At 73.9% G+C, this 25,610-nt stretch carries 19 protein-coding genes and 1 pseudogene; 6 read left to right on the plus strand and 14 right to left on the minus strand.

Annotation, left to right across the window (positions count from 1 at the left end; all coding sequences use genetic code 11):
- From FB00_RS22145 to FB00_RS16595, 5 genes and pseudogenes are all read right to left on the minus strand, one after another.
- Positions 1–153: pseudogene (locus tag FB00_RS22145) on the minus strand (respiratory nitrate reductase subunit beta); the annotation flags it as partial.
- Entirely contained in the window at positions 153–3,905 is a 3,753-nt protein-coding gene (locus tag FB00_RS16580; RefSeq protein ID WP_047234024.1) for a nitrate reductase subunit alpha, read from the minus strand. The gene FB00_RS16580 and the pseudogene FB00_RS22145, both read right to left, overlap by 1 nt.
- A 66-nt stretch (positions 3,906–3,971) precedes the next feature.
- Entirely contained in the window at positions 3,972–5,318 is a 1,347-nt protein-coding gene (locus tag FB00_RS16585; RefSeq protein WP_231581907.1) for an MFS transporter, read from the minus strand.
- Between the two features lie 119 nt (positions 5,319–5,437).
- Complete coding sequence (locus FB00_RS16590) at positions 5,438–6,169, minus strand: helix-turn-helix transcriptional regulator (RefSeq protein WP_047234025.1); 732 nt, start codon at positions 6,167–6,169, stop codon at positions 5,438–5,440.
- A 91-nt stretch (positions 6,170–6,260) separates the two neighbouring features.
- Positions 6,261–6,815, minus strand: coding sequence for an NUDIX hydrolase (locus FB00_RS16595; protein WP_082141426.1), 555 nt, complete (start codon positions 6,813–6,815; stop codon positions 6,261–6,263).
- A 133-nt stretch (positions 6,816–6,948) separates the two neighbouring features.
- On the opposite strand from FB00_RS16595, the gene FB00_RS16600 reads away from it, so the two are divergent.
- Complete coding sequence (locus FB00_RS16600) at positions 6,949–8,151, plus strand: MFS transporter (protein WP_047234026.1); 1,203 nt, start codon at positions 6,949–6,951, stop codon at positions 8,149–8,151.
- 58 nt (positions 8,152–8,209) lie between these two features.
- Entirely contained in the window at positions 8,210–9,520 is a 1,311-nt protein-coding gene (locus tag FB00_RS16605) for an MFS transporter (protein WP_052877738.1), read from the plus strand.
- Between the two features lie 490 nt (positions 9,521–10,010).
- Here FB00_RS16605 and FB00_RS16610 read toward each other — a convergent pair whose 3' ends face one another.
- The 8 genes from FB00_RS16610 to FB00_RS16645 all read right to left on the minus strand — a co-directional run bounded on the left by FB00_RS16610 (position 10,011) and on the right by FB00_RS16645 (position 18,738).
- The gene (locus tag FB00_RS16610; protein ID WP_047234051.1) at positions 10,011–11,786 is read right to left on the minus strand and encodes an acetyl/propionyl/methylcrotonyl-CoA carboxylase subunit alpha; all 1,776 of its coding nucleotides are present in this window, start codon (positions 11,784–11,786) and stop codon (positions 10,011–10,013) included.
- A gap of 220 nt (positions 11,787–12,006) precedes the next feature.
- Positions 12,007–12,666 carry a Maf family protein gene (locus tag FB00_RS16615; RefSeq protein WP_047234027.1) on the minus strand — a complete coding sequence of 220 codons (660 nt, stop codon included), beginning with the start codon at positions 12,664–12,666 and terminating at the stop codon, positions 12,007–12,009.
- 61 nt (positions 12,667–12,727) lie between these two features.
- Positions 12,728–13,645, minus strand: coding sequence for an AEC family transporter (locus FB00_RS16620; protein ID WP_047234028.1), 918 nt, complete (start codon positions 13,643–13,645; stop codon positions 12,728–12,730).
- An 80-nt stretch (positions 13,646–13,725) separates the two neighbouring features.
- The gene (locus tag FB00_RS16625; RefSeq protein WP_047234029.1) at positions 13,726–15,468 is read right to left on the minus strand and encodes a DUF885 domain-containing protein; all 1,743 of its coding nucleotides are present in this window, start codon (positions 15,466–15,468) and stop codon (positions 13,726–13,728) included.
- Between the two features lie 10 nt (positions 15,469–15,478).
- Positions 15,479–16,273 carry a hypothetical protein gene (locus FB00_RS16630; RefSeq protein WP_156186434.1) on the minus strand — a complete coding sequence of 265 codons (795 nt, stop codon included), beginning with the start codon at positions 16,271–16,273 and terminating at the stop codon, positions 15,479–15,481.
- Positions 16,270–16,530, minus strand: coding sequence for an acyl-CoA carboxylase epsilon subunit (locus FB00_RS16635; protein ID WP_047234031.1), 261 nt, complete (start codon positions 16,528–16,530; stop codon positions 16,270–16,272). The genes FB00_RS16630 and FB00_RS16635 overlap by 4 nt, the downstream gene beginning before the upstream one ends.
- Positions 16,527–17,045 (minus strand): hypothetical protein, encoded by a 519-nt coding sequence (locus tag FB00_RS16640; protein ID WP_047234032.1) that lies wholly within the window; start codon positions 17,043–17,045, stop codon positions 16,527–16,529. Before FB00_RS16640 ends, FB00_RS16635 begins: the two co-directional genes overlap by 4 nt.
- A 49-nt stretch (positions 17,046–17,094) precedes the next feature.
- The gene (locus tag FB00_RS16645; RefSeq protein WP_082141427.1) at positions 17,095–18,738 is read right to left on the minus strand and encodes an acyl-CoA carboxylase subunit beta; all 1,644 of its coding nucleotides are present in this window, start codon (positions 18,736–18,738) and stop codon (positions 17,095–17,097) included.
- A gap of 177 nt (positions 18,739–18,915) precedes the next feature.
- Here FB00_RS16645 and FB00_RS16650 point away from each other — a divergent pair, with 177 nt between their 5' ends.
- Both FB00_RS16650 and FB00_RS16655 read left to right on the plus strand, forming a co-directional pair.
- Positions 18,916–19,830, plus strand: coding sequence for a biotin--[acetyl-CoA-carboxylase] ligase (locus FB00_RS16650; RefSeq protein WP_047234033.1), 915 nt, complete (start codon positions 18,916–18,918; stop codon positions 19,828–19,830).
- A 124-nt stretch (positions 19,831–19,954) separates the two neighbouring features.
- Complete coding sequence (locus tag FB00_RS16655) at positions 19,955–21,043, plus strand: adenylate/guanylate cyclase domain-containing protein (RefSeq protein ID WP_047234034.1); 1,089 nt, start codon at positions 19,955–19,957, stop codon at positions 21,041–21,043.
- Between the two features lie 24 nt (positions 21,044–21,067).
- Here the strand turns inward: FB00_RS16655 and FB00_RS16660 are convergent, their stop codons facing one another.
- On the minus strand, positions 21,068–21,835 hold the full coding sequence (locus FB00_RS16660) for an SOS response-associated peptidase (protein ID WP_047234035.1): 768 nt from the start codon (positions 21,833–21,835) through the stop codon (positions 21,068–21,070).
- A gap of 103 nt (positions 21,836–21,938) precedes the next feature.
- Between FB00_RS16660 and FB00_RS16665 the strand changes: the two genes are divergently transcribed.
- Complete coding sequence (locus FB00_RS16665) at positions 21,939–23,174, plus strand: multidrug effflux MFS transporter (RefSeq protein WP_047234053.1); 1,236 nt, start codon at positions 21,939–21,941, stop codon at positions 23,172–23,174.
- A gap of 85 nt (positions 23,175–23,259) precedes the next feature.
- The gene (locus FB00_RS16670) at positions 23,260–25,524 is read left to right on the plus strand and encodes an esterase-like activity of phytase family protein (RefSeq protein WP_047234036.1); all 2,265 of its coding nucleotides are present in this window, start codon (positions 23,260–23,262) and stop codon (positions 25,522–25,524) included.
- Positions 25,525–25,610 lie beyond the last annotated feature (86 nt).

The following is a 25,610-nucleotide window of genomic DNA, read 5'->3' on the forward strand; positions in this document are numbered from 1 at the left end:
CCCCAGGCCGGGGCGGGTCTCGACGTTGTTGAACCACACGTACTCGACCCCGGTGCGGTTCGTCCAGGCCTGCTTGCACGTGACCGAGCACGTGTGACACCCGATGCACTTGTCCAGGTTCATCACCATCGACATCTGCGCCATGACCTTCATCAGTAGGTCACCTCCTGAGAACGACGACGGATCACCGTGACCTCGTCACGCTGGTTGCCCGTCGGGCCGATGTAGTTGAAGCCGTACGAGAGCTGCGCGTAGCCGCCGATGAGGTGGGTCGGCTTGAGCAGCACGCGGGTCAGGGAGTTGTGGATGCCGCCCCGCAGCCCGGACGTCTCCGACCGCGGCACGTCCACGGTCCGGTCCTTCGCGTGGTACATGAAGACCGTGCCCTCGGGCATGCGGTGCGAGACGACGGCGCGCGCGACCACGACGCCGTTGCGGTTGTAGGACTCGATCCAGTCGTTGTCCGCGACGCCGATCTTCTCCGCGTCCTGCGGGCTCATCCAGATCGTGGGGCCGCCGCGCGAGAGCGACAGCATGAAGAGGTTGTCCTGGTACTCCGAGTGGATCGACCACTTCGAGTGCGGGGTCAGGTACCGCACCGCGACCTCCGCGTAGCCCTCCGACCCCTGTGCCCCCGTCGGGGACGTGTCGCCGACGCGCGAGTCGCCGAAGAGACGGTGCATGTCGAGCGGCGGTCGGTAGACGGGGAGCTGCTCGCCGAGCTCGGTCATCCAGTCGTGGTCGAGGAAGAAGTGCTGACGGCCGGTGAGCGTGTGCCACGGCTTGAGCCGCTCCACGTTGATGACGAACGCGCTGTAGCGCCGTCCGCCGTGCTCGGAGCCGGACCACTCGGGAGAGGTGATGACCGCCGTCGGGCGCGACTGCACGTCCGGGAATGTGATCCGCTTGCCCTGCTCGTCCCGCGCGAGGTCGGCCAGGCGCCGCCCGGTGCGACGCTCCAGGTCCTCGAACCCCTGCACCGCGAGCCGGCCGTTCGTCGTCCCCGAGAGCGCGAGGATCATCTCGCACACGTGGGTGTCCCGGTCCAGGCGCGGGCGCCCCGCCGTCGGTCCGTCGGCGACGACGCCGTTCGCGACGGCGAGTCGCTCGACCTCCGGCGTCGGGTCGAACGCGACGCCCTTGGTGACCATGCCCACCTTCTGGGTGAGCGGGCCCAGGGCGGCGAGCCGGTCGGCGAACGCCGGGTAGTCGCGCTCGACGACGACGAGCTTCGACATGGTCACCCCGGGCACGAGCTCGTCCTGCGGCAGGACCTCGCCGTGGGGCGTGGCCATGGCGTCGGGCGTGTCGTGCGCGAGGGGGACGGCCACGACGTCCTTGCGCACGCCCAGGTGCGTCACCGACATCTCCGAGATGCGCCGGGCGATCGTGTGGAAGATGTCGAAGTCCGTGCGCGTCTGCCACGGGGGACTGATCGCCGGGTTGAACGAGTGCACGAACGGGTGCATGTCCGTCGAGGACAGGTCGTGCTTCTCGTACCAGGTCGCGGCCGGCAGCACGACGTCGGAGAACAGCGTCGTCGACGTCATCCGGAAGTCGGCGGTGACGAGCAGGTCGAGCTTCCCCCGGGGCGCCTCGTCGTGCCACGCGATGTCCCGCGGTCGGCGGTCCGGCCCGGACTCGGGGGCGCGCACCGCGGCGTCGGTCCCGAGCAGGTGCTTGAGGAAGTACTCGTTGCCCTTGCCCGACGACCCGAGCAGGTTCGCGCGCCAGACGGTGAGGACGCGCGGGAAGTTCGCCGGGTCGTCGGGATCGGCGCACGCGTAGTCGAGCTCGCCGGAGGAGAGCTGGTCGACGACGTGGCGCACCGGGTCCTTGCCCGCCGCCTCCGCCTGGTCCACCAGGTCGAGGGGGTTGCGGTCGAACGTCGGGTAGCTCGGCGTCCAGCCGCGACGGACGGACTCCACCAGCGTGTCCGCCGTCGTGCGGCCCGAGAACTTCCCGGTGGCCAGCGAGGACGCGAGCGCGTCCGCGGGCAGGCCGTCGTAGCGCCACTGGTCCGTCGCGAGGTACCAGAACGCCGTGCTGATCATGAGGCGCGGAGGCCGGACCCAGTCGAGCGCGTTGGCGTACTGCTGGAAGCCGGTGATCGGGCGGACCTTCTCCTGCCCCACGTAGTGCGCCCACCCGCCGCCGTTCACGCCCTGGCAGCCGGTCATGGTCACGAGGGCGAGGAACGTGCGGTAGATCGTGTCGGAGTGGAACCAGTGGTTGGTGCCTGCGCCCATGATGATCATCGACCGGCCGCCCGAGTCGAGCGCGTTCTGCGCGAACTCCCGCCCGATGCGCGCCGCCGCGGCGGCGGGCACGCCGGTGATCTCCTCCTGCCAGGCGGGGGTGCCCGGGGTCGCGGGGTCGTCGTAGCCCGTCGGCCACTCGCCCGGCAGCTCCAGGTCGGGGCGGTCCACGCCGTACTGCGCGAGCAGCAGGTCGTAGACCGTCGTGACGAGGTGCTCGCCCACGCGGTGCGTCGGCACGCCGCGCCGCACCGAGCCCGCGCCGCCCTGGTGCTCGGCGCCCTCCTCGGGGGCGAGGTCGAAGCGCGGGAGGTCGACGGAGACCGGCCCGTCCGACGTCCCGCCCGTCAGGTCCGCGACCGAGAGCGCCGGCTCGACGCCCTCGAGGTCGAGGTTCCACCGCCCGGGGTCGCCGTAGCGGTGGCCGAGCGACCCGTTGGGGACGACGACGTCGCCCGCGCGGGACAGGATCACCGTCTTCGACGCCGCGTTCGCGGTGCCGGCCTGGTCGGCCGCGGGCGTGCCCGCGAGCCGGTCCGCCGTGAGGAAGCGCCCCGGCACGTACGCGTCGCCGCGCCGCTCGAGCGTCACGAGGTACGGCGCGTCGGTGAACCGCGCCATGTAGTCGAGGAACCGGGGCGCGCGGTCGCGCACGTGGAACTCGCTGAGGATGACGTGCCCCATGGCCTGGGCGAGGGCGCCGTCGGTGCCGGGGTGCGGGGCGAGCCACTCGTCGGCGAACTTGGTGTTGTCCGCGTAGTCGGGGGACACCACGATGACCTTCTGCCCGCGGTAGCGGGCCTCGGTCATGAAGTGGGCGTCGGGGGTGCGGGTGACCGGGACGTTGGAGCCCCACATGATGCAGTAGGTGGAGTTCCACCAGTCGGCGGACTCGGGGACGTCCGTCTGGTCGCCGAACACCTGCGGGGAGGCGACGGGCAGGTCGGCGTACCAGTCGTAGAACGACAGCATGCTCCCGCCCAGGAGCTGGACGAACCGCGACCCCACCCCGTGCGACACCATCGACATCGCCGGGATCGGGGAGAAGCCGGCGACGCGGTCGGGGCCGTAGGTCTTGATGGTGTGCACGTGGGCGGCGGCGACGATCTCGGCGGCCTCGTCCCAGGTCGCGCGCACGAGCCCGCCCTTGCCGCGCGCGCTCTTGTAGGCGCGGGCCGCGTCGGGGTCGGAGGTGACCTTCCCCCACGCGAGCACCGGGTCCCCGCCCACGTCGTCCTTCGCCTGCCGGTACAGGTCGAGCAGGGTGCCGCGGACGTAGGGGTAGCGCACGCGGGTGGGGGAGTAGGTGTACCAGGAGAACGCGGCGCCGCGGGGGCAGCCGCGGGGTTCGTACTCGGGGGAGTCGGGGCCGACGGAGGGGTAGTCGGTCTGCTGGGTCTCCCAGGTGATGATGCCGTCCTTGACGTAGACCTTCCAGGAGCAGGACCCGGTGCAGTTCACGCCGTGGGTGGAGCGCACGACCTTGTCGTGGGACCAGCGGTCGCGGTAGAACACGTCGCCCTGGCGCCCGCCGGTCAGGAACACCTGCCGCAGGTCGTCCGACACCTGCCCGCGTCGCAGGCGGCTGCCCAGCCGCAGCAGGGCGTCCGCCGGGTCGCGGGGGGTGCGCTCGTCGAGTGGGGGCACGACAGCTCCTCGGTTCTCAGGGTCGACTTGTCAGGATCGGCGGCGGGGGCGACGTCGTCGGCTCGGTCAGGAGGGGTTCGGGGCGCCCGGCCGGGCGTAGTAGTGCCACGTCAGCCACGTGCACACGGCGAAGAACACGGCGCACCCGACGAAGAACGACCGCGCGGGGACGAGCGAGAGGCCGATGCCGACGAGGAACGGGCCGAACGCGGCGATCGAGGCGGTCCAGCCGATCACCCCGCCCGCCTGGCGGCGCGGGAAGATCATCGGCATCTGCTTGAACGTCCCGGCGTTGCCGATGCCCGCGAAGGTGAACACCGCGAGCATCCCGGCGAGGAACCAGCCAAACTGGCCGACGTCGTGCGGGTCGAGGAAGAAGAGCGAGAACACGGTCGAGACGGTCATGCCGATCCCGGCGACGAGTGTCCAGACCGCGCCGCCGAACCGGTCGCACAGCGGCCCGAACCCGGCGCGCGCGGCCGACCCGAGCAGGGGGCCGAGGAACGCGTAGCGCAGCGGGTCGGGCGCGTTCTCGAACCCGCCGTACTGCGCGACGATGAGCAGGCCGAGCTGCGCCGCGAAGCCGCTGAACGCCCCGAAGGTCATGAGGTAGATCGCCGTCATGATCCACGTGTGCTTGTTGCCGAAGATGTCGAGCTGCTCGCGGAGGTTCGCGCTCACCGGGACGCGGCGCAGGTAGAGGCCGGCGAGCACCGCCCCGAGCACGGCCCACGGCACGAGCACGAGCCCGGCGTTGTGCAGCCACAGGTGGCTGCCGGTCGCCGTCTGCTGGGGCGTGAGCACCGCCGTGCCCAGGAGGCCGAAGCCCACGACCCACGGCGTGAGGAACTGGATGAGGCTCACGCCGAAGTTGCCGATCCCGGCCTGGAGGCCGAGCGCCGTCCCCGCCATGCGCTTGGGGAAGAAGTAGCTCGTCGAGGGCATGAAACCCGAGAACGCGCCGCCGCCGATGCCCGCGGCGACCGCGAGGAGCAGGAGCACCGAGTAGGGCGTGCTCGCGTCCCGGACCGCGAACGTCCAGCCGAGCATCGGCAGCAGGATGAGCGTCGCCGTGCCGCCCACGAGCGTGCGGGTGCCGACGACGGGCGGCAGGAACATGTAGACCATGCGGAACAGCCCGCCCGCCAGGCCGGGGACGGCCGTGAGCCAGTAGAGCTGCGCCGTCGTGAGGTCGAAGCCGACGTCGTTGAGCCGGGGTGCGACCGCGCTCACGAGGTACCACGCGCAGAACGCGAGCGTGAGGTTGTACGTCGTGATCCACAGCGTGCGCCACGCGAACCGGCGGTCCCAGCGGGACTCGTCCTCAGGGTCCCACGTCGCCAGGTCCACGGTCGACGGCGTCCGCACCGCCCGCAGCAGCGAGGGGGGCCTGGTGGTGGCTGGGGCGGTCATGTCGTCCTCCCGTCGTCGCAGGTCACGACCACCGTCGTCGTGACGCCGGGTCCGTACCCGGTGCGCCGTCAGCATGACCCGCCGGCCGGGAGCCGCGGCGGGCCGCGGACCGTGAAAAATCAGCTCGCGCGCGAGAGCTGCAGCACGCAGTGGTGCGGCTCGACGAACGGGAGCAGCGCTTCCGCCCGGACGGGGCCCCCGACGCCCGCGAGCACGCCCTGGACGAGGCCGAGGTGGACGGCGCAGACCACGTCCTCGCGCTCGGCGGCGAGCGCGAGGAACGGGCACCGGTAGAGGTGGAACCGCAGCCGGTCCTCCTCGAGCTCGGGGTCGAGCCCGAGCTGGTGCAGGTGGTCGTCGAGCGCGGCGAGCTGGTTCTCGGGCGTGGGCTCGGGACTGTCGTGGCCGGAGGCGCGGAGCACGTCCACGAGCCGTCGCCCTGCCGCGCGCGCGGTCCCGGTGAGGTCGTCGCCCGTGCCCTGCGCGGCGTCGTACCCTCGGCCGTCGTGCCCGGGCCCGTGGTCCCCCAGCACCGCGCGGGTCAGCGCGGCCCGGACGAGCGACTCGCCGAGACGGCGCGCCGCGCCGTCGTCCCGGGGCGGGTCCTCGCCCGCGATGGCCTCGTAGAGGATGCGCGGGCGCCCGCGCGTGGTGCGGACCTCCGGGGCGCTGCGCACGAACCCCGCGTCCGCGAGCCGTTGGAGGTGCTCGCGCGTCGCGCTCGGACACAGCTCCGCCTCGCGCGAGAGGTCGGCGACCGTCATCGGGCCGCGCTCCTGGAGGGCGTGCAGCAGGGTCAGCCGGCTCGACGACGCGAGCGCGCGATAGGTGGTCGACGTGTCCTCGGGCACGACGCCATCGTGCCCCGGCACGCCGTCGCCGGACCGGTCCCGGGGCGGGTCCCGCGCGGATCGGTGACGAAGGTCCCGAGCGCGCGGGCCGTCAGGCCCCGGGTGACCGCTGCTCGAGCGTCGCGCGCAGGGTCGGCCACGCGTCGGCGAAGGCGGGCAGCAGGTCGAGCCCCGCGACGTCGTCGACCGGGACCCACCGGACCTCGACGCTCTCGGCGTCGGTCGCGCGCGCCTCGACGGTCGCGCCGTCCGCGACCTCCGCGAGGACGGTCGTGTAGCGCCACGGGCCGTGGTCGAGCACGCGTTCGCCCACGACGCGCACGTGCGCGGGGTCGATGCCCGCCTCCTCCTCCGCCTCGCGCAGGGCTCCCTGGGCGGGCGTCTCGTCAGGCCCGACGGCGCCGCCCGGCACTCCCCACGTCCCGCCCTGGTCGGACCACGGGGCGCGGTGCTGGAGCACGACGTCGGTCAGCCGGCCTGCGCCGTCGCGCCGCGCGAGCAGCAGCCCGGCCGCGCCGAACAGTCCCCAGTGCCGCCTCCCGCACTCGCACTCCACCCAGCCGTCGCCCGGCTGCAGGTGGCGGGGGAGCCGCGGGGGCGGCTCGCCGGGGTCGCGCGGCGCGGTGGGGATGGTCACGGGGGCCATGCTGCCAGGCCCGGGCGACGCTCGGCGCCGCGCCCCACGCGGCCGACCGGAAAAGGTTGCTCGGGTGGACGGTACGGCGGCGTACGCTGGTCCGCTTGTGAGCAGGCTCGGAGAGATCGTCGTGCCCCGGCGCATGGGCACCGGCTTCCGCTGGTTGCTGTCGTCGTCGTGGACCAGCAACGTCGGCGACGGGATCGCCCTGGCGGCCGCGCCCCTGCTCGTCGCGTCCCAGACCGACTCCGCGTTCCTCGTCGCGCTCGCGGCGCTCCTGCAGCAGCTGCCCTGGCTCCTGTTCGGCCTCTGGGCCGGGGCGCTGGCCGACCGCCTCGACCGGCGCGTCGTCGTCATGGTCGCGAACGCGCTGCGGGCGCTCGTCGTCGTCGCACTGTGCGTGGTGATCGCGACCGGGCACGTGAGCATCGGCGTCGTGCTCGCCGTGACGTTCCTCTACGGGGTCGCCGAGGTGTTCGCCGACTCGGCGTCCCAGACGCTGCTCCCGATGCTCGTCGAACCACGCGACCTCGGCACCGGCAACGCTCGGCTGCAGGCCGGGTTCCTCACCGCGAACCAGCTCCTCGGTCCGCCCATCGGTGCGTTCCTGTTCGCGCTCGGGACGGTCTGGCCGTTCGTCGTCCAGGTCGTGTGCGTCGCACTCGCCGTCGTGCTCGTGGGCCGCATCACGATGCAGCCCGGTGGGGTGCGCGAGACGCAGACGCACGTGCGCCAGGACATCGCCGAGGGTGTGCGGTGGATCCTCGGGAACGCGCCGGTCCGCACGCTCGCCCTCGTCATCCTGGCCTTCAACGTCACCTGGGCGGCACCGTGGGGCGTCCTCGTCAAGTACGCGCTGGACCACCTCGACATGGGCGAGGTCGGTTTCGGCCTCCTCACGACGGCCTCGGCCGTCGGGGGAGTGATCGGCATCGCGTCGTTCGGGTGGCTCGAGCGCCACCTGCGGCTCTCGACGATCATGCGCGTGTGCCTCTCGCTCGAGGTCGTCATGCACCTCGCGCTCGCGCTCACCACGACCGGCTGGGTCGCGCTCGCGATCATGGTCGTGTTCGGGGCGTACGCGTTCGTGTGGGGCACCGTGTCCAACACGATCCGCCAGCGCGCCGTCCCGACGGAGTTCCAGGGTCGCGTCGGCTCGGTCTACATGGTCTGCGTGTTCGGCGGCAGCGTCGTCGGGCAGGCGCTGGGCGGCATCCTCGCCCAGACGTGGGGGATCACCGCCCCGTTCTGGTTCGCGTTCGTCGGCGCGGGCGTCACGCTCGCGCTCGTGTGGCGCCAGCTCGGGCACGTCGCCCACGCCGGAGAGGTGCCCGCGGCCGACTGACCGTCCGCCGACGGCGAATTCCGTGGACCGTGTGGGTGGCGGCCGTCAGGATGTGCGGGTGAGCCATACGCCGTACGAGAACACCGACGCCCCCACCGCCGACGTCTCGGACGGCGCGGAGCCCGACGCCCCCGTCGACGACACGCTCGCCAAGCCCCGGTGGCGGCGGGACACCGCGATCTTCCTCTCCGGGCAGACGGTCTCCCTCTTCGGCTCGATGCTCGTGCAGTACGCCGTCATGTGGCACCTGACGATCGAGACGAAGTCCGGTGCCGTGCTCGCGCTGAGCACGCTCTTCGGGTTCCTGCCGCAGGCGGTCGTCTCGATCTTCGGCGGCGTGTGGGCGGACCGCGTGAACCGCAAGGCGCTCGTCATCGCCGCCGACGGCACGATCGCCGTGACGACCCTCGCGCTCGCGCTGCTCATGCTCGGCGGCGCGGACGACCTCTGGCTCATCTACGCCGCCCTCGCGATCCGCTCCACGGGCGCCGGGATCCAGACCCCCGCCGTCGCGGCCCTGCTCCCGCAGATCGTCCCGACCAGCAAGCTGCTGCGCGTCAACGGGATCAACCAGTCGATCCAGTCCGCGATGATGCTCCTCGCACCGGCGGTCGCGGCGGCCGTCTACGCCAGCACGTCCATCGTCTCCGTGTTCTTCATCGACGTCGTCACCGCCGTGGTCGGGATCGGGCTGCTCCTGCTCGTCCCCGTCCCGACGCTCGCGCACGCCGCCGCAGGGGAGCGGGCGGGGTACTTCGACGACCTCGTGGAGGGCTTCCGCTATCTCGGATCCCACCCGTTCGTGCGCTGGGTCCTCGGCCTCTACGCCGTGGTGTTCCTGCTCATCGTCGCGCCGTCCTATCTCACCCCGCTCATGGTCGCGCGGACCTTCGGCGAGGAGGTCTGGAAGCTCACCGTGAACGAGGTCGCCTTCTCCGTCGGGATGCTGCTCGGCGGCGTGCTCCTGGCGACCTGGGGCGGGCTCAAGAACCGCATCGCCATGATCGTCGGCTCGACGTTCGTGTTCGGCGTGCTGTCCGTCGCGATGGGCCTCTCCACCAACATGTGGGTCTTCTTCGTCTTCATGTTCCTGCTCGGCCTGTCCGTCCCGCCGTTCTCGACGACCTCCATGACCGTCCTCCAGGAGACCGTCGAGCCCGAGCGTCAGGGTCGCGTCTTCGGCTTCGTCGGCATCGTCATGGCCGTCTCGATGCCGCTCGGCATGGTCGTCTTCGGCCCGCTCGCCGACCGCTTCACCGTGGAGTCGCTCCTCGTCGTCTCCGGGATCCTCATGTTCCTCGTCATCACCGTCGCCGTCGCCCTGCCCTCCGGTCGCCGCGCGATCCGTGCCGCGGCCCAGCACGACTAGCACTCGCCTCGTCGCGGTCGGGGTCGGGTCTACGGCCCGCAGGGTCTGGTCCGCGGTGAGGTCGGACCGTGTGCTCGGACTGGCGCGCCGTCACCTCGGTCCGTCGGGCGGCAGTTCTGCGAGCGCGCCTCTGACGTCCTTCGCACACGGTCCGACCCCACCGCTCGTCCTGCCCGTCACCGCACGAACCTCGGCCCGGTCCGGCGTCCCGTTCGGTCCGGGCGGGGGCCGGCGTGGACCAGTGCTGTACGCCTCGCCGTCATGCGCCGGGCGGCCGGAAGCCCGACGGCCAGGGCGAGCGCGGGCTCGTCGAACGACCCACGAGCGTGGTGCGCCGACAGCGCGGCGGGCGCGACGGTCGTCGGGCAAGGGGCTGCACGACGTGGGCCGACCCGGGCCACCCAACCCGACCACGCGGGTCGCGAAACCGGCCCAGCCCGGCGCCCCGACCTCGCAGGTCGTGCACAGAGCCCGACGGTGGTGCGGAGGGTCAGTCGACGATCTCGCAGATGGCCGTGCCGGAGCTGACGCTCGCGCCGGCGGTGGCGGAGAGCGAGCGGACGGTGCCGGCACGGTGGGCGAGGAGGGGCTGCTCCATCTTCATGGCCTCGAGCACGACGACGAGGTCGCCCTCGGCGACCTGGGTGCCGTCGGCGACGGCGACCTTGACGATCGTGCCCTGCATGGGGGAGGCGAGCGTGGTGCCGGAGGCGCCGCCGTTCGCCTTCGCGGCGCTGCGGCGGGCGGGTCGGCGGGCGGCGTTGGCGGTGCGGGCGCGGCCCGCCGCCATGCCGAGGCCGGCCGGGAGGACGACCTCGAGGCGCTTGCCGCCCACCTCCACGACGACGCGCTCGGTCGCGAGGGGCTCTTCGTCCTCGTCGGTGGACGCGGCCGGCGCAGGCGCGAGCGCGGCGAGCTGGTCGGCGAACTCGGTCTCGATCCAGCGGGTGTGCACCCGGAACGGCTCGTCGTCCGTGGGGACGAACGCCTCGGCGTCGAGCACGGCGCGGTGGAACGGCACGACGGTCGGGATGCCCTCGACCTCGAGCTCGCGCAGCGCGCGGCGGGCCCGCTGGACGGCCTGCTCGCGCGTGGCGCCCGTGACGATGACCTTGGCGATCATGGAGTCGAACGCGCCGGAGATCGTGTCGCCCTCGGCGACGCCGGAGTCGACGCGCACGCCGGGGCCGGACGGGAAGCGCAGGCGCGTGATGCGGCCGGGGGCGGGAAGGAAGTTCGCGGCGGGGTCCTCGCCGTTGATGCGGAACTCGATCGAGTGGCCGCGCACCTGCGTCGACGTGTAGCCCAGCGGCTCACCCGCGGCGATGCGCAGCTGCTCCCGGACGAGGTCGATGCCGGTGACCTCCTCGGACACGGGGTGCTCGACCTGGAGGCGCGTGTTGACCTCGAGGAAGGAGATGGTGCCGTCGGCGCCGACGAGGAACTCGCACGTGCCCGCGCCGACGTAGCCGGCCTCGCGCAGGATCGCCTCGGACGCCTTGTACAGCTCGGCCTCCTGGGCAGCGCTGAGGTAGGGCGCGGGAGCCTCCTCGACGAGCTTCTGGTGGCGGCGCTGGAGGGAGCAGTCGCGCGTCGAGACGACGACGACGGTGCCGTGCTCGTCCGCGAGGCACTGGGTCTCCACGTGCCGGGGGGTGTCGAGGTAGCGCTCGACGAAGCACTCGCCGCGACCGAACGCCGCGGTGGCCTCGCGGACGGCGGACTCGTAGAGCTCGTCGATCTCGTCCGCCGTGCGCGCGACCTTGAGCCCGCGACCGCCGCCGCCGAACGCCGCCTTGATCGCGATGGGCAGGCCGTGCTCGGCGGCGAACGCGTGCACCTCGCTCGCGTCGGCGACCGGGTCGGGCGTGCCGGGGACCAGCGGGGCGCCGGCGCGCTGCGCGATGTGGCGCGCGCTCACCTTGTCGCCGAGCGCGTCGATCGCGGCCGGCGGCGGGCCGATCCAGACGAGGCCCGCGTCCAGCACGGCCTGGGCGAACTCCGCGTTCTCCGCGAGGAAGCCGTACCCGGGGTGCACCGCGTCCGCGCCGGAGCGGCGCGCGACGTCGAGCAGCTTCGCGATGTCGAGGTAGGTCTCGGCCGCCCGGGAGCCGCCGAGCGCGAAGGCCTCGTCGGCGAGGTGCACGTGCGGCGCCTGCCGGTCGGGGTCGGCGTAGACCGCGACGGACGCGATGCCGGCGTCGGCGCAGGCGCGGACGATCCGGACGGCGATCTCGCCACGGTTGGCGACGAGGACCTTGCTCAGGGGGCGGGTGGGGTTCGCGGGCACGGCTCACGGTAACGCGTGCGCGCCGCGCCGATCACGCTCCCGGGCCGGGTACCGGACAAGATTGGAGAACATGCCAAGGCGCATGCGGGGCGGTTGGAGGAAACCTCCATAGCGGCGCGCTCCTGGGCCTCGCTCGTCCCGTGGGGTTGTCCGGCACCCACAAGGAGCGCGGACGACGGACGCCGGCCGTCCGGTCTCAGGAGCGCAGCTCGTGCCAGGCGACCCCGGTCTCCCGGAGCAGCGCGCGCAGCAGCGGGAGGCTGATCCCGACGACGCCGTGGTGGTCGCCCTCGATGCGCTCGACGTAGGGCCCGCCGAGGCCGTCGACCGTGAACGCGCCCGCGACGTGCAGCGGCTCGCCCGTGGCGACGTACGCGTCGATCTCGTCGTCGGTGAGGTCGGCGAAGTGCACGGTCGTCGAGCTCGTGGCCCCCGTCGCGGTGCCCGTCCCGCCGTCGGGCAGCGCGCGCAGGTCGACGAGCCAGTGGCCGGTGTGCAGGACGCCGGCCCGGCCGCGCATCGCGCGCCAGCGGGCGCGGGCGTCGTCGGCGTCGGCGGGCTTGCCGAGCACCTCGCCGTCGAGCTCGAGCATCGAGTCGCAGCCGACGAGCAGGGCGGGGTCGTCGATCGGCGCTCCGGACCGGTCCTCGGCGAGCGTGCGCACGATCTCCTCCGCCTTCGCGCGGGCGAGGACGAGCACGGCGTCCACGGGGTCGAGCCCGCCGCGCTCCGCGGCGGCCGCCCGCAGGACCGCGTCCTCGTCGACGCCTGAGACGCGCACGAGGGGTTCGACGCCGGCCGCGCGCAGCGTCGCGAGGCGGGCGGGGGAGCGGGAGGCCAGCACGAGTCGGAGCACCCGCGCAGACTACCCGGCGGGCACCTGCGCTACCGGCCGGGCCGGGCGCACGACGGTCCCGCTACGCGACCAGGAGCGCCGCGACGAGCAGCACGACGGGCGAGCCGAGCGTCGTCACGAGGATCGTGTCGCGCGCGAGGATCTCGCCCCGCCCGAACCGCGCCGCATAGTTGTAGACGTTCTGGGCGGTGGGCAGCGCGGCGAGCGTGACGGCGGAGGCGACCGCGGCGTCGTCGAGCCCGAGCAGCCGGGCGACGACGAACGCCACGACGGGCATGACGAGGAGCTTCGCGACGCTCGCGACGCCGACGGCCGCGCGGGGCTCGCCGCGCCGCAGCGGCCTGGTGCCGTGCAGCGACATGCCGAACGCGAGCAGGATCATGGGGATCGCGGCGCCGCCGAGGATGTCGAGCGGCGCCATGACCGCCACGGGCGGCGTCCAGCCGGTCACGGAGACGAGGGCGCCCGCGAGCGAGCCGAGGATGATCGGGTTGCGCACCGGCTGGGCGAGGACGAAACGCCAGGACAGCCGCCCGCTCGTGGTCGCGTCGAGGACGAGCAGCGCGACGGGCGCGAGCACGAGGAGCTGGAGCAGGATCACCGGCACGACGGCGGTCGCGTCGCCGAGCACGTACACCGCGACGGGCAGGCCGATGTTGTTCGCGTTCACGTAGCCGGAGCCGACGGCCCCGATGGTCGCCTCGGGGGCGGGGAGCCGGAGCCACAGCCGGTCGACGAGCACGAACACGCCCGCGGTGACGACGGCCGCCGTCGCCGCGACGGCGAGCGGCGCCTGGAAGAGCGCGCCGACGTCGGCCCGCGCGAGGACAGTGAACAGCAGCGCGGGGCTCGCGACGAAGAACCCGATGCGGTTGAGCGCCGTCCTGGCGTCGGGGCCGCCGATGCCGAGGCGCGCGGTGACGTACCCGGCCGCGACGACCACGGCGATGATGGCGAAACCGGTGAGGACGGCGCCCACGCGTCAGGTCCTCGGGGCGGGACCGACGCCGGTCGGCCCGGGCCGGCGCGAGGCCGTCCCGGGCCGTGCCGACGACCGGGTCACGAGGAGAGCGCGTCGCGCAGCACGTCCAGGCCCACCGAGCCGAGGTTCAGCGCGCGTGCGTGGAAGGCCTTGGCGTCGAACTCCTCGCCGCGGGCGGTGGCCGCCGCGCGCGCGTCGTCGCGCGTGGCCTCCCACAGGCGCTGCCCGACCTTGTACGACGGCGCCTGGCCCGGCCAGCCGAGGTAGCGGTCGAGCTCGAACCGCACGAACGAGTCGGGCATGTTGACGTTCGCGCGCAGGAACGTGAGCGCCTTGTCCGCGTCCCAGGTCCCGCCGCCCCACTGCTCGGGCGCGGGCAGGCCGAGGTGCACCCCGATGTCGAGCACGACGCGCGCCGCGCGCATGCGCTGCGCGTCCAGCATCCCGAGGCGGTCGCCGTCGTCGTCGAGGAACCCGAGGTCCGCCATGAGGCGCTCCGCGTACAGGGCCCAGCCCTCGCCGTGGCCCGAGACCCAGCACGCGAGCCGGCGCCACGTGTTGAGCGTCGCGCGCGCGTACACGGCCTGGCCGCACTGCAGGTGGTGGCCGGGGACGCCCTCGTGGTAGACCGTCGTCTTCTCGCGCCACGTGTTGAACTCCGTGACGTCCGACGGCACCGACCACCACATGCGGCCCGGCCGGGAGAAGTCGTCGCTCGGCGGTGTGTAGTAGATCCCGCCCGTCTGGGTCGGCGCGATCATGCACTCGAGGTCGAGCACCGGCGTCGGGATGTCGAAGTGGACCCCGTTGAGAGCGGTGATCGCGGCGTCCGACGTCTCCTGCATCCACGACTTCAGGGCGTCGGTCCCGTGCAGCGTGCGGGTCGGGTCGGCGTCGAGCGCGGCGACGGCATCCTCGACGGTCGCGCCCGGCCCGGCGATGCGGGCCGCGATCTCCTCCTGCTCGGCGACGACGCGCGCGAGCTCCTCGAGCCCCCACGCGTACGTCTCGTCCAGGTCGACCTCGGCGCCGAGGAACGTGCGGGAGAAGAGCGCGTAGCGCTCGCGGCCCACCGCGTCCTGCTCGGGGGCCTGCGGGGCGAGCGTCGTCTCGAGGAAGTCCGCGAGGCGCCCGTAGGCCTCGCGCGCCGCGGCGGCACCGTGCTCGAGCTCCTTGCGCACGAGGGAGCACGCCGAGGAGTCGTCGAGCACGGCCTCGGCCTCGGGGCCGGCGACGAACGTCGTGAAGAACGAGCTCTTCGCGTCCGCGAGCTCGCGCGACTGCTGCACGCCGATCCGCACCTGGCGGATCGCGGCGACGTTGCCGCGGGAGGCCGCCTCCGTGAGCGACGCCATGTACCCGTCGATCGCGGTGGGGAGGGCGTTGAGGCGCGAGGCGATGTTCTCCCACGCCTCGACCGTGCCGGTCGGCATGATGTCGAAGACGTCGCGCAGCTCCTGCACGGGCGACGCGATGTTGTTGAGGCTCGCGAGCGGCTCGCCCGCCTCGTGCAGCTCGAGCTGGAGGCCGATGCGCTCGCGCATCGCCGCGAGGGTGACCCGGTCGACGTCGTCGACCGGCTCCAGGCCCTCGAGCTCGCGCAGCACCGCGCGGTCGGCGTCGGCCCGCGCGTCGTGCCCGGCGGGCGAGAGGTCGGAGACGAGGTGGTCGTAGCCGGACAGCCCCATCGCGGTCGCGGCGATCGGGTCGAGCTCGGCGATCCGCGTGACGTAGGCCTCGGCGACGGCGTCGATCGGCGTGGGTGTGCGGTCGGGGGTCCCGGCGGATGCGCCGGCGGGTGTGGTGGTGGTGTCGCTCACCCGGACGAGACTACTCGGCGGCCGGTCGCGGGTCTGCCGGATTCTCCGGGTTCTCGCCGCGGTCGTCCTCGGCGGGGTCCGTGGCCGGGGCCTCGGGGAGAGCGTCGTCGGCCAGGGCCAGCAGCGCCGCCGCGAGGTCGTCCGCCCAGGCGCGGTGGTAGCGCACCAGGAGCACGCCCGTCGCGTCCGTGTCGTCCGCGGCGTGCCAGACGGCGACCGGGTCGCCCGGGCGCGGGCCCGCGGTGCCGTCGGGCACGACGACGCGCGCCGGGCGTGCGGTCCTCGCGCCGGACGCGGTGGTCACGACCAGCGTCGCCCGCACGACCGAGGGACCCGCCGTCCCGGTGCTCGTCGCCGAGGCCGGCGCACCGCCGGCAGCCGTGCCCTCGGCGGTGCCCGTGGCCGAGTCCACGGCACCGGCACCGGGGAGCACGAGCGTCCCGGTCGCCCGGACCGGTGCGGCGAGCAGCGCGTCGCGGCCGCGGGCGAGCCCCGCCACCACCCGGTCGTCCTGGTAGCGCACGAGCGCGAGCAGGGCTGTGACGAGGAGCCCCAGCGTCGCTACCACCACGACGGCGTCCGGCACGGGCCAGCCGCGGCCCGACGCGAGGCGCTGGTAGACGAGCAGCGCGACGGTCGGCACGAACGCCACGGCCCAGGCCCAGCGACGCCAGCCCGGCACGGGCTCCACCGCCGGGAGGCCGGTGGGGTCCGCCTCGACCTCGTCGGCGGAGGCGGGGAGCTCGACGAGCACGCCCCGCTCAGGCAGGCGGCGCACGCGGGGCGACGCGCTCGGCGCGGTCACGACCGCAGGCTCCAGCGCCACGAGTCGGCGTTGTGCCGGCCGGAACGCCCGCCGAAGCTCTTCGCGGTCGCGCCGTCCCCGGTCCCGCGCAGCCCGCGCGCCCGGTTGGTCCACTCGTCGACGGGCGCGACGTCGTCCGGCAGCCCGCTCGCGGCGGCGGCTGCGGCGAGGCCGGCGACGAGCGCGGCGACCTCCAGCTCGTCGGGCGTGCCGCGCACGACGCGGACGCTCGGGGCGTCGGGCCGCGGCGTGCTCACTCGTCGTCCTCGTCGTGGTCGTGGTCGTCGTCAGCCCCGCGCCCCACGCCCCACTCGGGGACGGCGTAGCCCGCCTCGACGAGCCGCTGGCGCGCCTCGTGGCCCCACCGGTCCAGGAGCCCGACGACGTCGTCGAGGTCCGGCCCGCCGGGGTGCGTCATGACGACGTAGTCGAGGGTGAAGGTGTCGTCCTGCACGTCGGCCGGCGAGGCGTCGTCGTCGACCTCGTCGTCGGCGCCCGGGTCCCACACCGACGTCGTGAGGTCGGCGTGGATGCCGAGCGCACCGTGCAGCTCGTCGAACAGCCGGGCGTTGAGCGCCCCGATGCGGCCCTCGAGCGCGAGGACGCGCGGGTCCTCGTCGGCCTCGGACGCGCCGAACTCGGCCCGCACCCCGACGGCCGTCTCGACGTACTCGTGCAGCGCCGCCGTGAGCGCGTCGACCGCGGCGTGCAGCGGCGCCGGGTCCACCGACCCGAGCGGCACGGGTCCGTGCGTGGCGTCGTCGTGGCTCATGCGTGGTCCTTCCTCGCGAGGTTCGTCGGGCGCTGGTGCTCGCTCGCGGTCACAGCGGGATGTTGCCGTGCTTCTTGGGCGGCAGGGTCGCGCGCTTGGTGCGCAGCGCCCGCAGCGCGCGCACGACCTGCACGCGCGTCTCCGACGGACGGATGACCGCGTCGACGTACCCGCGCTCGGCGGCGTCCCAGGGGTTGACGATCGCGTCCTCGTACTCGGCGACGAGCCGGGCGCGCTCCGCCTCGACGTCGTCGCCCGCGTCCGCCGCGCGCTTGAGCGCCGCCCGCTGGAGGATGTTCACCGCACCGCCCGCGCCCATGACGGCGACCTGCGCCGTCGGCCACGCGAGGTTGACGTCGGCGCCGAGCTGCTTGGAGCCCATGACGATGTACGCCCCGCCGTACGCCTTGCGCGTGATGACGGTGACGAGCGGGACCGTGGCCTCGGCGTACGCGTAGATGAGCTTCGCGCCGCGGCGGATGATGCCCTGGTGCTCCTGGTCGACGCCCGGCAGGAAGCCCGGGACGTCGACGAGCGTGAGCACGGGGATGTTGAACGCGTCGCACGTGCGCACGAACCGGGCCGCCTTCTCCGCGGCGTCGATGTCGAGCGTGCCCGCCATCGCGAGCGGCTGGTTCGCGACGACGCCGACCGACTGGCCCTCGACGTGCCCGAACCCGACCAGCACGTTCTTCGCGAACAGCGGCTGCACCTCGAGGAACGCGCCCTCGTCGAGCACGTGCTCGATCACCGTGCGCATGTCGTACGGCTGCGAGTCCGAGTCGGGCACGAGCGCGTCGAGCTCGAGGTCGTCCTCCGTGACGTCGAGCTCGACGTCGTCGGGCGGGAACGACGGTGCGTCCGAGAGGTTGTTCTGCGGCAGGTAGGACACGAGGTGGCGCACGTAGTCGATCGCGTCGTCCTCGTCGGCGCCGAGGTAGTGCGCGACGCCGGACTTCTCGTTGTGCGTCAGGCCGCCGCCGAGCTCCTCGAAGCCCACGTCCTCGCCCGTCACCGCGCGGATCACGTCCGGTCCGGTGATGAACATGTTGGACGTCTTGTCCGCCATGACGATGAAGTCCGTCAGGGCGGGGGAGTACACCGCGCCGCCCGCGCTCGGGCCGAGGATGAGCGAGATCTGCGGGATCACGCCCGACGACGCGACGTTGCGGCGGAAGATCTCCGCGAACTGCGTGAGCGCCGCGACGCCCTCCTGGATGCGCGCGCCGCCGCCGTCGGAGATGCCGATCAGCGGCACGCCCGTGCGCAGCGCGAGGTCCTGCACCTTGGTGATCTTCTGGCCGTGCACCTCGCCGAGGCTCCCGCCGAACACGGTGAAGTCCTGGGAGTACACGCACACCTGGCGGCCGTCGATCGTGCCGTGGCCGACGACGACGCCGTCGCCCGCCAGGCGCTTCTTCTCGAGCCCGAAGTTGTGCGAGCGGTGCTTGGCGAAGGCGTCGAGCTCGACGAAGCTGCCCTCGTCGAGCAGCGCCTCGATGCGCTCGCGCGCCGTCTTCTTGCCGCGCGCGTGCTGCTTGGTCCGCGCCGCCTCCTCGGGCACCTCGGTCGCCTCGGCGCGGCGACGGTCGAGGTCGGCGAGCTTGGCCGCGGTGCCCACGAGGTGGGGCGCGTCGGGCGTTGTCGGGGGTGCCTCGGGCGTCGCGGGCGAGGTGGTCGCAGAGTCCGTCACGGACCCGAGCCTAGTTGGCGGGTGGCGCCAACTCGATGCGGGCGACACCAGCACGGCCGGGTCGGGTCTTGGTGGGTGTCGACAAACCCGACGCGGGCGCCCGGGCGGTGCCGCCGGGCGCCCGGGCCGCCCGCGCCGACCTCGTGCCGGACGGTCGCGTGCGGGAGGATGACGGGCATGGCGAGCGCGCGCGAGGACGAGACCGGGCCCGACGGCGGGGGGCGGCCCCCGCTGCGGGCGGAGTTCCTGCGGGAGCTGCTCGTGGCGCCCGCGGGGCCGCTCGCCCGGCTCGAGGTCGTCCCCGAGTCGGCCTCGACGAACGCCGAGCTCGCCCGTGCGGTCGCCGCCGACCCGGGTGCCTGGCCGGCGCCGGCGCTCCTCGTCGCCGAGCACCAGCCCGGAGGCCGCGGCCGGCTGGGGCGCCCGTGGACGACGCCGCCGCGCGCCGCGCTGCTCGGCTCGCTCCTCCTGCGCCCCGAGGTGCCGCGCGACGCGCTCAGCTGGCTCCCGCTCCTCGCCGGGCTCGCCACCGCCCGCGCCCTGCGTGCGACCGCCGGGGTCGACGCCGTCGTCAAGTGGCCGAACGACGTGCTCGTGCCGGACCCGGGCGTCGCGCCGGGGTCGCTGGACGTCGCGTCGGCGGAGGGCGGCGACCAGGCGCCGCTGCGCAAGGTCGCCGGCATCCTCGCGGAGGTGCTGCCCGACGGCGGCGTCGTCGTCGGCGTCGGGCTCAACGTCTCCCAGGAGCGCGACGAGCTGCCCGTGCCCACGGCCACCTCGCTCGCTCTGGCGGGGGCGGCGACGACCGACCGGGAGGTCGTGCTCGTCGCCCTCCACGAGGCGTTCGGCGAGGTCCTGCTGCGCTGGCAGGACGCCGGGGGCGACGCCCGTGCGGCCGGGCTCGACGCCGACTGCGCCGAGGTGAGCGCCACGCTCGGGACGCGCGTGCGCGTCGAGCGCGTCGGGGGCGGCGACGTCGTCGGGCTCGCGACCGGGCTCGCGCCCGACGGCGGCCTGGTGGTGCGCGAGGACGACGGGACGACGAGCGTCCACCACAGCGGCGACGTCCACCACCTGCGCCCGCACGAGTGACGGCCTGCGTCCGAGATCGGCGGTCCGGGACGACATCGGCGGTCACGACCGCCGATCTCGCGCGCCACCGCCGATCTCGCGCGCGAACGCCGAGCTCGCCCGGGCCGAGGAATAGGATCGCCGGGTGCCCGTGGACCCTGAGCAGAACGAGCCCGTCGCCACCGCCCCGTCCCCGAACGGCGGGGAGGGCGGCGAGCCCGCCCCGGACACCGAGGCGACGGAGGCGGTGCTCGACGAGGCGCTGCTGGGCGGCCCCCGCACCCTCACCGTCGAGCGGCTCGCCGAGCGCGCCGGCGTCGGCGAGGACCGGGTCCGCGCCTACTGGCAGGCGCTGGGCCTGCCGCTCACCGAGGGCGAGGAGCACGCGTTCACCGAGAAGGACGCGCAGGCGCTCGCGGACGTGTTCGCCTTCGCCGAGACGGAGCGGCTCGACGAGCGCGCGCTGACGACCCTCATCCGCTCCACCGGGCACACGACCGAGCGGCTCGTGCTCTGGCAGGTCGAGGCGCTCGTCGAGCACCTGACGCGCCGGTTCGACCTCGACGACACGAGCGCGCGCCTGCTCGTCCTCGACCGGCTGCCCGAGCTCGCGCCCGTCCTCGAGGAGCAGCTCCTGCACGCCTGGCGCCGCCAGCTCGCGGCGGTCGCCGGGAGGTTCGCGGTCGAGTTCTCGGACGCGCGCGCGACCGCGGTCGACGAGCACGAGCTCCCGCTCCCGCGCGCGGTCGGGTTCGCGGACATCGTCTCCTTCACGCAGCGCACGCGCGGGCTGGGGTCGAGCGAGCTCGCGGAGTTCGTCCAGCTCTTCGAGACGAGCGCGCGCGACGTCATCACTGCCGCGGGAGGTCGCGTCGTCAAGACGATCGGCGACGCGGTGCTCTACGTCGCCGACGACGTCGCCACCGGGGCGCGCGTCGCGCTCGGCCTCGCCGAGGCCGGCGGACGGGAGGAGGACGTCGACGTCCCGCCCGTCCGCGTGAGCCTCGTGTGGGGCCGGGTGCTCTCGCGGTTCGGCGACGTGTTCGGTCCGAGCGTCAACCTCGCCGCCCGCCTGGTGGACATCGCCGAGCCGACGACGGTCCTCGTCGACCGCGACACCGCCGGCCTGCTCGCGGGCGACCAGCGCTTCGCGCTCACGGCGCAGCCCGAGACCGAGGTGCAGGGGCTCGGCACGATCGAGCCCGTGCGCCTCCAGTGGGCCTACCGCGGCTGACGGCCTGCCGGCGCAGCGAGCGGGTCAGACGGCCTCGAGCAGGCCGGGCCCGTCGTTGGTCACGGAGTTGACCAGGGTCGAGATCTCGCGCGCGACCATCGGGACGTCGTCGTGCGGGCCGCCGAGCCCGAGCAGGTCGGCCGCCCCGCGAGCGTCGACCGCCGGGTCGAGCCACGCGTCCCACGCGTCGGCGGGCAGGGCGAGCGGCATCCGGTCGTGGATCTCGGCGAGGTACGGCGCCGCGTCCGTCGTGATGATCGTCGTCGAGACGAGCCAGCGGTCGGGGTCGTCGTCCGCCTTGGTCCGGTCGCGCCAGAACTCGTAGAGCCCGGCGAACGCGGCGCTCTCGCCGTCGCCCGGCGCGATCCAGTACGGCTGCTTGGGCACCTTGCCCCGGCGCGCGGGCGCGCCCGCGGACCCGGCCGGGGACGCGCCGTCGGGCAGGACGCGCCACTCGTAGTAGCCGTCCGCGGGCACGAGGCAGCGACGGACGCCGAACGGCTTGGCGAACGCCGGCTTGTCGAGGATCGACTCCGCGCGCGCGTTGATCATGCGCGCGCCGCCCTTGGGGTCCTTGGACCACGACGGCACGAGGCCCCAGCGCGCGAGGCGCAGCGAGCGCCGGACCTCGCCCGTGTCCTTGGCCGCGCGCTCGACGACGATCCGCACGGGGTCCGTCGGCGCGAGGTTCCACGACGGCGGCAGGAGCCGCGCGTCGTCGGCCACGTCCGCGATCGCGAACTCGTCCGCGAGATCCTGCGCGTCCCGGAAGGAGGCATAGCGTCCGCACATGCCTCCAGCCTGCCGCACGCCACCCACGCGCGGGCCGTGAGGGAGAGCAGGCTCACGCCCGGAGCGCCGCGTCCCGCACGATCGAATCGATACGATGGACGCCATGCCCTCTTCCTCGGTCGACCCCGCCGTGCCCCGACCGAGATCGTCCGCCCGCTGGGTGCTGCTCCTCGGCGCGCTCGCCACGCTCCCCGCGCTCACGGTCGACATGTACCTCCCGCTGCTGCCCGAGGTCGGCGCCGACCTCGGCGCCCCGGACTCCCTCGCGCAGCTCACGCTCTCCGCCATGCTGGTCGGCGGGGCCGTCGGGCAGCTCGTCATCGGTCCCCTCTCCGACCGGTACGGTCGCCGCCTGCCCGTCCTCGTCGGCCTGTCGCTGCACGTCGTGACCTCGATCCTGTGCGCGATGGCACCCAACATCGGGATCCTCATCGGGCTGCGCGTACTCCAGGGCTTCTTCAACGCCTCCGCGTCCGTCGTCGCGATCGCCGCCATCCGCGACCGCTTCACCGGCTCCGACGCCGCGCGCATCCTCTCGCGGCTCATGCTCGTCATCGGGCTCGCGCCCCTCCTCGCGCCGTCGCTGGGGTCGTTCATCGGCGCGCACGCCTCGTGGCACGCGGTGTTCTGGGTGCTCGCGGCCGCCGGGCTCGCGCTCGCCGCCGTCGTCCTGCTCTGGATGCCGGAGTCGCTCCCGGTCGAGCGGCGGCGCCCCGCCGGGGCGCGCACCGTCCTGCGCGGCTACGCGAGCCTCCTGCGCGACCGCCACTTCGTCGCGCTCGCCGTCCTGCCCGGGCTCGGCCAGGCCGTGCTCATGAGCTACGTCGTCGGCTCGCCGTTCGTGCTCCAGGAGGGGTACGGGCTCAGCCACGGCCAGTTCGCGCTGCTGTTCGCGGTCAACGGCGTCGGCCTCGTGCTCTCCGCGCAGGCGAACGCCGCGCTCGTGCGTCGCGTGGCGCCCATGCGCCTGCTGCGTGTCGCGCTCGTCGTGCAAGGAGTGTTCACGGTGGGGTTGCTCGTGGTCGCCCTGACCGGCGCGGGCGGCATCGTCGGCATCGTCGCCGCACTGTTCCTCGTCCTGTCGATGCAGGGCATGATCCCGGCGAACGCGTCGGCGCTCGCGCTCACCCGCCACGGCGAGATCGCAGGCACCGCCGCGGCCGTCATCGGGGCGTTCCAGTCCGGGGTCGCCGGGCTCGTGAGCCCGCTCGTCGGCGTGCTCGGGGGCGACGCCGTCGCGATGGCGACCGTCATGCTCGGCGCGGTCGTCGCGTCGCTCCTCGTGCTCGCCCTCGCGACGCCCGCGTTCCGTCGGGGCGGCTGGCACACGCCGGTCTGACGGTCACCGGCGCGCCACGCGCTCGTCGACCACCCGTCGCCCGCCCGCAACCCCCGCGTCGCCGGGCGGCGCTTGGCTGGTTCCCATGAGACCCACAGCCGTGCTCAAGGTCGCCGCCGCGCTCACCGCCGCCGTCGCCGTCGCGCTGACGCCCTCCGCGACGGCGCTCGCCGCCGCACCGAGCGGCCTCGCCGCCCGCCCCGGCGAGGGGGCCGGCCCCGGCCGCACGACCGCCGTCGTCCCCACGCTCGTCGCCCGCGCGACGCTGTCCGCCGACCACCTGGAGGACGGGCCGCCGTCCGGCGCGCTCGCGACCCCCACCAACGGCCGTCAGGGGCCGTTCGACGGCCAGGTGATCCCGGGTTTCTCGGCCATGATCGACAACGGCGACGGGACGTTCTGGGCTCAGCCGGACAACGGGTTCGGCGCGAAGGGCAACTCGGCCGACTTCCTCCTGCGCCTCTACCGCGTCACGCCCCGCTGGGAGACGGCGCGCGGCGGCGCCGGCGAGATCGAGGTGGGCGAGCACCTCTCGCTGCGCGACCCGGACCACCACGTCGACTTCCCGATCGTCCACGAGGACACCGACGAGCGGCTCCTCACGGGCGCCGACTTCGACATCGAGTCCGTCGTGCGCGCGAAGGACGGCACCTTCTGGATCGGGGAGGAGTTCGGGCCCTTCCTGCTGCACGTCGACGCGACGGGCGCGCTCCTCGCCCCGCCCGTGCCGTTCCCCGACGGGAAGTCGCCCGCCAACCCCTACCTCGCGCCGGGCGAGACGCCGCGCGTCGGGTCGAGCCGCGGGTTCGAGGCGCTCGCGGGGTCGCGCGACGGCCGCTACCTGTACCCGGTGCTCGAGGGCGCTCTCGTCGGCGACGACCCGCGCGACCGCGTCGTGCGCCAGTTCGACACGCGCGCGGGCCGGTACACCGACCGCACCTGGACCTACCGCGTGGACACCGACGCCAACGTCGTGGGCGACGCGTTCCTGGTCCGCGGCGACGAGCTCCTGCTCGTCGAGCGCGACGACTTCGACGGCGAGCAGTCCGTGACCAAGCGCGTGTACCGGGTCGACCTGAGCGAGAGCGACCGGTCGGGGCACCTTGAGAAGGAGCTCGTGCTCGACGCGCTGAAGATCGCGAACCCTCATGGCCTCGGCGCGGGCGACGGCTACGGCACCGGCGACCCGTTCTCGCTGCCCGTGCAGTCGTTCGAGACCGTCGTCCAGCTCCGCGACGGCCGTCTGCTGCTCGCGAACGACAACAACTACCCGGGCAACGACGCGCGCGTGCCCGGCACCCCCGACGACACCGAGATGGTCCTCGTCGACCTGCGGCGCGAGCGCGTCGCGACCGACGACGTGACCGTCGTCGGGCACCGCGGCGCGAGCGGCTACCGCCCCGAGCACACGCTCGCCGCGTACGAGCAGGCGATCCTCCAGTGTGCCGACTTCATCGAGCCCGACGTCGTCGCCACCCAGGACGGCGTGCTCGTCGCCCGGCACGAGAACGAGATCGGGGGCACGACGAACGTCGCGCAGCACCCGGAGTTCGCCGACCGCCGCACGACGAAGACGATCGACGGCACAACCGTCACCGGGTGGTTCACGGAGGACTTCACGCTTGCCGAGCTGCGCACCCTGCGCGCGAAGGAGCGGATCCCGGCCGTCCGCCCGCAGAGCACGGCGTTCGACGGCCTCTACCCGGTCCCGACCCTCGCCGAGGTCCTCGACCTCGCCCGGCACTCCGAGACGTGCGACGGGAAGCAGGTCGGGGTGTACCCCGAGACCAAGCACCCGACCTACTTCGACTCGGTCGGGCTGTCGCTCGAGGAGCCGCTCGTCGCCGCGCTGCGCGACGCCGGGCTCGACTCACGCAAGGCGCCCGTCACCGTGCAGTCGTTCGAGACGGGCAACCTGCGCGAGCTCGACCGCCTGACGAAGGTCGACCTCGCGCAGCTCGTCAGCAGCTCCGGCGCCCCCTACGACCTCGTCGCCGCAGGCGACCCGCGCACGTACGCCGACCTCGTCACGCGCACCGGCCTGCGGGAGATCGCGCGGTACGCCGACGGGGTCGGGCTCGAGAAGAACGTCATGATCCCGCGTCGCGCCGACGGGACGCTCGGCACGCCGACGTCGGTCATCCGTGACGCGCACCGCGCGGGTCTGGAGGTCCACGGGTGGACCTTCCGCGCGGAGAACCAGTTCCTGCCCGCGGAGCACCGCTCGAGCGCCGACCCGGCCGCGTACGGCGACCTCGCTGGCGAGGTCCGCGTCTTCCTCGACGCGGGCATGGACGGGTTCTTCACCGACCAGCCGGACCTCGGGGTCGCTGCCGTGCACGACCGCTGACGCCCCCGCAGGTCCGTCCTTCGCCGCCCTTTCACACGTCCTCCTGCTGGTTCAGCGCACGCATCCACGCCGCACCCTTTACCCTC

The organism is Cellulosimicrobium funkei (assembly GCF_001019615.1).
In the GTDB taxonomy this organism is placed as follows: Bacteria; Actinomycetota; Actinomycetes; order Actinomycetales; family Cellulomonadaceae; genus Cellulosimicrobium; species Cellulosimicrobium cellulans_E.

Excerpts from the sequence above, each read along its gene's own strand:
- FB00_RS16640 (WP_047234032.1), bottom strand. The coding sequence starts at position 17,045 with ATGAGCCACGACGACGCCACGCACGGACCCGTGCCGCTCGGGTCGGTG.
- FB00_RS16660 (WP_047234035.1), bottom strand. The coding sequence starts at position 21,835 with ATGTGCGGACGCTATGCCTCCTTCCGGGACGCGCAGGATCTCGCGGAC.
- FB00_RS16600 (WP_047234026.1), top strand. The coding sequence starts at position 6,949 with ATGGGCACCGGCTTCCGCTGGTTGCTGTCGTCGTCGTGGACCAGCAAC.
- FB00_RS16650 (WP_047234033.1), top strand. The coding sequence starts at position 18,916 with ATGGCGAGCGCGCGCGAGGACGAGACCGGGCCCGACGGCGGGGGGCGG.
- FB00_RS16585 (WP_231581907.1), bottom strand. The coding sequence starts at position 5,318 with ATGACCGCCCCAGCCACCACCAGGCCCCCCTCGCTGCTGCGGGCGGTG.
- FB00_RS16665 (WP_047234053.1), top strand. The coding sequence starts at position 21,939 with ATGCCCTCTTCCTCGGTCGACCCCGCCGTGCCCCGACCGAGATCGTCC.
- FB00_RS16670 (WP_047234036.1), top strand. The coding sequence starts at position 23,260 with ATGAGACCCACAGCCGTGCTCAAGGTCGCCGCCGCGCTCACCGCCGCC.
- FB00_RS16595 (WP_082141426.1), bottom strand. The coding sequence starts at position 6,815 with ATGGCCCCCGTGACCATCCCCACCGCGCCGCGCGACCCCGGCGAGCCG.